The organism is Dietzia maris (assembly GCF_014144855.1).
GTDB classification, from domain to species: Bacteria; Actinomycetota; Actinomycetes; order Mycobacteriales; family Mycobacteriaceae; genus Dietzia; species Dietzia kunjamensis.
In genome coordinates, this window is the sequence record NZ_JAALDN010000011.1 from 1 (window position 1) to 7,741 (window position 7,741).

The window sequence follows — 7,741 nt, forward strand, 5'->3', positions numbered from 1 at the left end:
AGTCGGTGCCGACCTCCTCGGCGAGCAGGTCGGCCTCGGCGAACAGGTCACGCACGCTCGCCGTGGCCATCGCCCACCCGTCCGCCGCCCCGGCCATGAACTCCTGGGCCATGGCGAGCGTGGTGGGCCCGGCCCCGGTGTCGCCGGCGGCGGTGTCGTCGTCGTCCAACTCCACCCATCCCCGCAGCGCCGCCACCGCCGGGCACTCCCGGTCGGCCAGCGCGGCGTGCAGCTCCACGTCGGGGTTCACGCCCGGCTGGACCAGCCGGAACACCTTGACCATGAGGTCGTCGCCGTACACCAGCGACGAGTTGGACTGCTCACCCTCCAGCAGCCGCCCCCACGTGGGCTCGGGCAGCGTGGCGCCGGGGACCAGTCGGAACCGCAGCCCGCCGACCTCGTCCTGCCCGGCCAGGTGGCGGAGCAGGGACTCGGTGCCGCGGGGGTCGCGCAGTCCGTCGTAGATCACGGGGGAGGCGCCCTCCGGGGTCAACGGGAACGCCCGTCGGTCACCCGGCAACTCGGCCGCGGTCGCGATCGGCACCTGATAGCGCTGGGGCCGACCGTCCACCTCGAGATCCACCAGCAGGTGCTCGACCAGGACCTCGGGATCGTCCAGGAACACCTCGCGCCGGGTGATCCGCACTCCGGTGAGTTCCAGCCCCTTGCCGGCGAACCACCGCTGTTCGGGCAGCCAGTCGGTGAGCAGTCGGGCGATCGTGTCGTCGTCGATCGGGGTGATGCTCACAGTCCCTCCTCCGGGCTGCGCAGCTCGAGCCAGTAGAAGCCGTACCCGGGCAGCGTGAGCTGGTACGGGTCGGCGTCGACCTCGGGAAACGGCACCCCGCCGGTGAGCTCGACGGGCTGGTGGCCGGCGTACTCCGCCAGGTCCAGGCGCACCGCCTGCGGGAAGCGCGACAGGTTGTTGACGCACAGGATCACGTCGGCCCCGGCGCTCTCGGACCCGTGCGTGCGCAGGTAGGACAGGATCGACGGGTTGGACCCGCCGAGGTCGGTGAACTCGCCCAGCCCGAACGCCGGGTGGCTCTTGCGGACGTGGATCATGCGCCGCGTCCAGTGCAGCAGGCTGGCGGTGGAGTTCATCTGCGCCTCCACGTTGACGCCCTGGTAGCCATACAGGGGGTCCATGATCGCGGGCAGGTACAACCGGCCCGGATCACAGCGGGAGAACCCGGCATTGCGGTCGGGGCTCCACTGCATCGGAGTGCGGACGGCATCGCGGTCGCCGAGCCAGATGTTGTCGCCCATACCGATCTCGTCGCCGTAGTACAGCATCGGCGACCCGGGCAGGCTCAACAGCAGCGCGGTGAACAGCTCGAGCTGGTTGGTGTCGCCGTCGAGGAGCGGGGCCAGGCGCCGGCGGATGCCGATGTTGGCCTTCATCCGCGGGTCCTTGGCGTACTCGGCGTACATGTAGTCGCGTTCCTCGTCGGTGACCATCTCGAGCGTCAGCTCGTCGTGGTTGCGCAGGAAGATCGCCCACTGCGCCGACGACGGGATGTCCGGGGTGTGGGCGAGGATCTCGGTGACGGGGAACCGGGACTGCCGCCGCACCGCCATGAAGATCCGCGGCATCAGCGGGAAGTGGAACGCCATGTGGCACTCGTCGCCCACCTCGGACTCGCCGAAGTAGTCCACCACGTCCTCGGGCCACTGGTTGGCCTCGGCCAGCAGCACACGCCCGGGGAACTCCTCCTCGACCACGGCCCGGCACTTGCGGAGGAACTCGTGGGTCTCGGGCAGGTTCTCGCAGTTGGTGCCGTCGCGCTCGAACAGGTAGGGCACCGCGTCCAGGCGGAACCCGTCGATGCCCAGGTCCAGCCAGAAGCGCAGGACGTCGATCATCGCCTCCTGGACCTCGGGGTTGTCGTAGTTGAGGTCGGGCTGGTGGGAGAAGAAGCGGTGCCAGTAGAACTGTCCGCGCACCGGGTCGTAGGTCCAGTTGGACGACTCGGTGTCGACGAAGATGATGCGGGCCCCCGGGTACCGGGCGTCATCGTCCGACCAAACGTAGAAGTCGCCGTACGGGCCCGTCGGGTCCGCTCGGGACTCCTGGAACCACGCGTGGGTGTCCGAGGTGTGGTTCATGACCAGGTCGGTGATCACCCGGATACCCCGGCTGTGCGCCTGCTCGAGGAGCTCCACGAAGTCCTCGACCGTGCCGAACTCCGGCAGCACGGTGCGGAAGTCGCGGATGTCGTACCCGCCGTCGCGCAGCGGCGAGTCGTAGAACGGCGGCAGCCACAGGCAGTCCACGCCGAGCCATTCGAGGTAGTCGAGCTTCTCGATGAGCCCGCGCAGATCGCCGGTGCCGTTGCCGTCGGAATCGTAGAAGGCCCGCACCAGGACCTCGTAGAACACTGCGGACTTGTACCAGTCGTGGTTGATCTCGAGTTCGGTGGCGTGACGGTAGTCGTCCGCGCTGGGCTCGACGACGTGCCCGTCGTCGGTGAGCTCCGCCTCGGCAGCACGGGGATCGGCGGGGTGTGACTCGGACTGAAGGCCGGGCTTCGGTGCCATGGGGGCGAGCCTACGGCCCCGTACGATCCGTTGCATGCGGAAAATCGACCCGGCGCGGTGGTATCGGGGCCGGCACGGTCGGCGCGCCCGTGCGCTCGCGGTGCGGCTCGACGGTGACGACGACGAGGTGGTCATCCGCCCCTGGGAGCTACGGCTACCCCGGTCGGTCGTCTACGCGGCGGCCCGGTCCAGGGGCCTGGAACCGGTGGGGGGCACGCAGGCACTCGTGCAGCGGGGCCTCTGGCTGGACCCGATGCGGTTCACCCGCGTGGCGGTGCGGCGGTGAGCCCCGGCTGGGTGCTCACGCTCGTGGCGCTGCTCCCACTCGTCGCGTGGGGGATCGCGGCCTGTGTGGTCGCGGTGCGCCGGTGGCTGCGTCGCCGGGGGGACGAACCGACGCGCCGACTGCGACTGGCCCGGATGCTGGGGACCGCCGACCTCGTCGTCGTCCCCACCTCCGACGTCGACCTGCCCGAGCACACCGTCCTGGAGGTCGCCTCCGACGCGCGGATGCGGCTGGTGGGCTACGAACGCACCGATACGCCGCTGCGTCGGCGGGTCGGGGTGTTCGTGCGGATCGGGAGCGAGCTCGACGTGGCGATCCGCGGCGACCGGACCCCCCGGTAGCGTTGCGCGCATGCGCATCGGAATGGCTCTCAACTACAGCGGCGGATTCGCCGAGACGGCCGCGGAGGCCGCCGACCTCGAGCGGGCGGGACTGGACATCGCGTTCGTCCCCGAGGCCTACTCGTTCGACGCGGTCAGCCAGCTCGGCTACCTCGCGGCCAAGACGTCCACCATGGAGCTGGCCTCGGGCATCCTGCAGATCTACACCCGCACGCCCACGCTCACCGCGATGACCGCGGCGGGCCTGGACTACGTCTCAGACGGTCGCTTCACCCTCGGTCTGGGCGCCTCCGGACCGCAGGTCGTCGAGGGTTTCCACGGCGTGAAGTACGACGCGCCACTGGCCCGCACGCGCGAGATCATCGAGATCTGCCGGAAGGTGTGGCGCCGAGAGAAGGTCGTCCACGACGGAAAGAAGTACCAGATCCCCCTGCCCGCCGATCAGGGCACCGGCCTGGGCAAGCCGCTCAAGCTCATCAACCACCCGGTGCGCGAGGACATCCCGATCATCCTCGCCGCCCTGGGCCCCAAGAACGTCGAGCTCGCGGCCGAGATCGCGAACGGCTGGCAGCCGATCTTCTTCCATCCCGAGAAGGCGGATGTGGCGTGGGGTGACGCGCTGGCCAGAGGCCGGGAGAAGCGCGATCCGTCGCTGGGCGAACTCGAGGTCTACGCGGGGCCCGCGCTGGCGATCTGCGAGGAGGACGAGGTCCCCGGCTACCTGGACTTCGTGCGCCCGCACCTGGCCCTCTACATCGGTGGCATGGGTGCGCGCGGCAAGAACTTCTACAACGAGCTCGCCTGCCGCTACGGCTACGAGGCCGAGGCCGCCCGTATCCAGGACCTCTACCTGGACGGCAAGAAGGACGAGGCCGCCGCGGCCGTACCCGACGAGCTGGTCCGGTCGGTCTCTCTCATCGGCCCGGCGGGATACGTGGCCGAGCGGGTCGAGGCGTTCCGCGAGGCCGGCGCCACCACGCTCACCGTCACCCCGATGGCGCTCGACGCCCCGGGGCGCCTCCGGCTGGTGGAGCAGTTCCGCGAGCTCTGCTGAGCCGCTCCACCAGCGCCGGTCAGGCGAGGTCGACCACCACGTTCTTCAGCACGGGGGCGTCGTCGCGCTCGGCGACGGTCGCCGCCACGAGCAGTCGCGAGCCCTCCTCCCACACCCGGATGCGCATGGTCTCGCCGGGGAAGAAGATTCCGCCGAAGGTGACTCCGTAGCCGCCGACGCGCGCCACGTCGCCGCCGAGCACCTGATCCACGACCGCCCGCAGGACCAGGCCGTACGAGCACAGGCCGTGGAGGATCGGGCGGGGGAACCCGGCCGCCTCGGCGAACGCGGGATCGGAGTGCAGCGGGTTGCGGTCGCCGCAGAGGCGGTAGAACAGCGCCTGCTGGGGGAGCGTGGCCACCTCGATCGTGTGGTCGGCCTCCCGCTCGGGGTACTCGACCTTCTCGGAGGTCCCGCGATCGCCGCCGAAGCCACCCTCGCCCCGGGCGAAGATGCCCGAGCGCGAGGTCCACAGCTTCTCACCGTCGGCGGAGACCGTCTCGGACTCCTGGATGATCACCGCGGCCGAGCCCTTGTCCTGGATCTCGGCGATCGTCGTCGTCGTCGTCGCCGTTCCGGCCGCCGGGATGGGCCGGTGCAGTCTCACCGACTGGCTGCCGTGGACAACTTTGGCCAGGTCGATCTCCACGCCCGGGAAGGACACGCGGGGGGCCTCGGTGACGTTCATCGTCGCGGCGACGGTGGCGAACGACGGCAGCACCTTGGGCGCCGTGTCGTGAACGTACTCCAGACCGGTGGTGTCCATCGGGTCGGCGGCCGCGCCCACGGACAGGGCGTAGAGCGCCACGTCGGAGGCGGTCCAGGAGAACTCCTGCGAGGGCAGCTCGGCCCCGAGGGCCTTGTCGAGGTCGATCGGCACGTCAGACTCCTGTCTTGGCGGTGGTGGGGGCGGAGGCCAGCATGTTCTCCACGGCGAGGTAGCCGAAGACCATCGCGGGGCCGATGGTGGCGCCCGGGCCGGCGTAGGTGTGGCCCATGACCGGCGAGGAGGCGTTGCCCGCGGCGTAGAGTCCCTCGATCACGGAGCCGTCCTCGCGCAGGACCCGGCCGTGGACGTCGGTGTTCGCACCGCCCTTGGTGCCGAGGTCGCCCGGGACCATCTTGGCGGCGTAGAACGGCGCCTTGCGGACCGGGCCGAGGCTCGGGTTGGGCTTGTTGGTCGGGTCGCCGTAGTAGTGGTCGTACCCCGACTCGCCGCGGCTGAAGTCCTCGTCGACGCCCTTGGCGGCGAAGCCGTTGAACTTCTCGGCGGTCCGCTCCAGCGCCTCCGCCGGCACGCCGATGAGGCCGGCGAGCTCGGCGAGGGTGTCCGCCTTGTGGAAGTTCTCCGTCTCGAGCCACTTCCGGGGCAGCGGCTGCTTGGCCTGGAGGCCGGCGAAGAGGTACCGGTTCTTGTACTCCTGGTCGAAGATGATCCAGGCCGGGACGTTCTCGCCGGGGGTTCCCTCCTGCCCGGCGGGCGCCTGCCCGAACTCGCCTCCGTACATCTTGTGGCCGGCCTCGACGTAGGGCAGCGACTCGTTCATGAACCGCTCACCACGGGAGTTGACCATGAACGAGCACGGCAGCGAGCGCTCGGCCAGCGCGAACCAGGGGCCGCGCGGCAGCAGGATCGTCGGACCCCACCAAGCGTCCTCCATGAAGGACAGTGAGGCGCCGGTCTTCTCCATGTACTCGATTCCCTCACCGGTGTTGGCCGCGGCCCCGACCGTCCACGAGGTGGGGATGGGCTGACGCTGGTACTTGTCGCGCATCTCCTGGTTGTGCTCGAAGCCACCGGACCCGATCACCACGCCGAGTCGCGCACGGAGGGTCACCTCCTCGCCGCCGCGGGTGACGGTGATGCCCACGACGCGCTCCTGGGTGCCCGAACCCTCGGTGACCAGGCCGGTCATGGGGGTCTCGAGCCACACCGGAACGCCGGCGTCGAGCAGGCCCTTGCGCATCGCGGCGATGAGCGCGCGACCCATCCCCACCGAGTTCTGCCCGCGCGCCTTGGCGAGGAACATCCGGAGGGCGACCCGGATCGAACGCCTGATGCCCTTGGTGTGCGGACGCTGGAGGAGGTTGAGCCAGCGGTAGTCGGACTGCATCACCACCATGTTGACCGGCGCCTTGGCGTAGCCCGGCTCCAGCTTGTCGGCCTCGGACCCGAGCTGGCGGAGGTCGAACGGCTTGGGCTCGACGGACCGGCCGCCGAGACGCCCACCGGGAGCCTCGGGGTAGTAGTCGGAGTAGTCCTTGACCCACTCCAACCGCAGGGGGCTGTTGGCGAGGACGAAGTCCAGGACCTCGGGACCGCGGTCGACGTAGGTGTCGATCTTCTCGGGCTCCACCGCGTCGCCGATGATCGAGCGGAGGTACGTGCGGGCCGCCTCCGGGGTGTCCAGGACGCCGTCGCGTCGGAGCACGGAGTTGTTGGGGATCCACACGCCGCCGCCGGAGCGCGCGGTGGAGCCTCCGTAGCGCGGGGCCTTCTCTACGAGGACCACGCTGAGGCCCTTCTTTGCTGCAGCGAGGGCGGCCGTCATGCCTGCTCCACCGCTGCCGACGACGACGACGTCGAATTCCTGGTCTGCCATGTAGAACACGTTATAGAACTGAGCGCCGTGGCGCCAGACGGCCCAGGTAGCATCCCCCTCATGCTCAACGAGGAGACCCGCGCCACACTTGCCCAGCGACTCTGGGACGCCGAGTCGGACGTCGCGCCGATCGCGCCGCTGACCGACGACCATCCTGGCATGACCCCGGACGACGCCTTCGAGATCCAGCTGGTCAACATCCGCCGCAGGCTCGATGCCGGCGCGGTGGTGACCGGCCACAAGGTGGGCCTGGCGTCCAAGGTGATGCAGGAGATGATGGGCGTCGACGAGCCCGACTACGGGCATCTGCTCGACACGATGGAATACCCCGAGGGCACCGCGATCGAGGCGGCCCGGTTCTGCTTCCCGCGGGTCGAGGTGGAGGTCGGCTTCATCCTGGGCGCCGACATCCCGCCGGAGGGATGTTCCCAGGAGGAGGCCGCCGCGGCGATCGAGTGGGTCGTCCCCTCGATCGAGTTGATCGACTCCCGCATCCGGGACTGGAAGATCACACTGCCCGACACGATCGCGGACAACGCCTCGTCGTGTGGCTACGTGGTGGGCGAGCAGCGGGTCCGGCTCGCGGACATCGACGTCGCGGCGATCGACGCGACCCTCTACAAGAACGGCGAGTTCCTCGCGTCCGGGCGTTCCGACGCGGTGCTCGGTAACCCGCTCAACTCGGTCGGGTGGCTCGCGTCGACGGTCGCCAAGTTCGGTGTCCGTCTGCGCAAGGGTGACGTGATCCTGCCGGGCACCGCGATCCGCGCGATGGACGCCGCCCCGGGCGACAGCTTCCGCGCCGAGTTCGCCGGGCTTGGCGACGTCACCATGGACTTCCGCTAACCGTCCGCGGCCAGCGCGCGACCGGCCGCCGCGGCGACGCGGGTGACCAGCGGCTCGAGCCGGGCCAGCG

General features: G+C 70.0%; 8 protein-coding genes. 4 read left to right on the plus strand and 4 right to left on the minus strand.

Annotated features, from left to right (window positions below; translation table 11 throughout):
• Window positions 1-748: maltokinase N-terminal cap-like domain-containing protein (locus G6024_RS00355; protein WP_478213463.1), on the minus strand; the 748-nt coding region annotated here is incomplete at its 3' end.
• Window positions 745-2,541, minus strand: coding sequence for a maltose alpha-D-glucosyltransferase (treS, locus tag G6024_RS00360; protein WP_159147561.1), 1,797 nt, complete (start codon window positions 2,539-2,541; stop codon window positions 745-747). The genes treS and G6024_RS00355, both read right to left, overlap by 4 nt.
• Before the next feature lie 34 nt (window positions 2,542-2,575).
• Between treS and G6024_RS00365 the strand changes: the two genes are divergently transcribed.
• From G6024_RS00365 to G6024_RS00375, 3 genes are read left to right on the plus strand one after another with little or no spacing between them, the layout of a single operon-like run.
• Complete coding sequence (locus G6024_RS00365) at window positions 2,576-2,827, plus strand: hypothetical protein (protein ID WP_119192645.1); 252 nt, start codon at window positions 2,576-2,578, stop codon at window positions 2,825-2,827.
• Window positions 2,824-3,168 carry a hypothetical protein gene (locus G6024_RS00370; RefSeq protein ID WP_119192646.1) on the plus strand — a complete coding sequence of 115 codons (345 nt, stop codon included), beginning with the start codon at window positions 2,824-2,826 and terminating at the stop codon, window positions 3,166-3,168. Before G6024_RS00365 ends, G6024_RS00370 begins: the two co-directional genes overlap by 4 nt.
• A 10-nt stretch (window positions 3,169-3,178) precedes the next feature.
• Window positions 3,179-4,222 carry an LLM class F420-dependent oxidoreductase gene (locus G6024_RS00375; RefSeq protein ID WP_159147562.1) on the plus strand — a complete coding sequence of 348 codons (1,044 nt, stop codon included), beginning with the start codon at window positions 3,179-3,181 and terminating at the stop codon, window positions 4,220-4,222.
• 19 nt (window positions 4,223-4,241) lie between these two features.
• Here G6024_RS00375 and G6024_RS00380 read toward each other — a convergent pair whose 3' ends face one another.
• Window positions 4,242-5,102: an enoyl-CoA hydratase ChsH3 gene (locus tag G6024_RS00380; RefSeq protein WP_096906069.1), complete on the minus strand. Its 861-nt coding sequence runs from the start codon at window positions 5,100-5,102 to the stop codon at window positions 4,242-4,244.
• A 1-nt stretch (window position 5,103) separates the two neighbouring features.
• On the minus strand, window positions 5,104-6,834 hold the full coding sequence (gene kstD / locus G6024_RS00385) for a 3-oxosteroid 1-dehydrogenase (protein WP_159147563.1): 1,731 nt from the start codon (window positions 6,832-6,834) through the stop codon (window positions 5,104-5,106).
• 51 nt (window positions 6,835-6,885) lie between these two features.
• On the opposite strand from kstD, the gene G6024_RS00390 reads away from it, so the two are divergent.
• Window positions 6,886-7,671: a 2-keto-4-pentenoate hydratase gene (locus G6024_RS00390; protein WP_159147564.1), complete on the plus strand. Its 786-nt coding sequence runs from the start codon at window positions 6,886-6,888 to the stop codon at window positions 7,669-7,671.
• Window positions 7,672-7,741 lie beyond the last annotated feature (70 nt).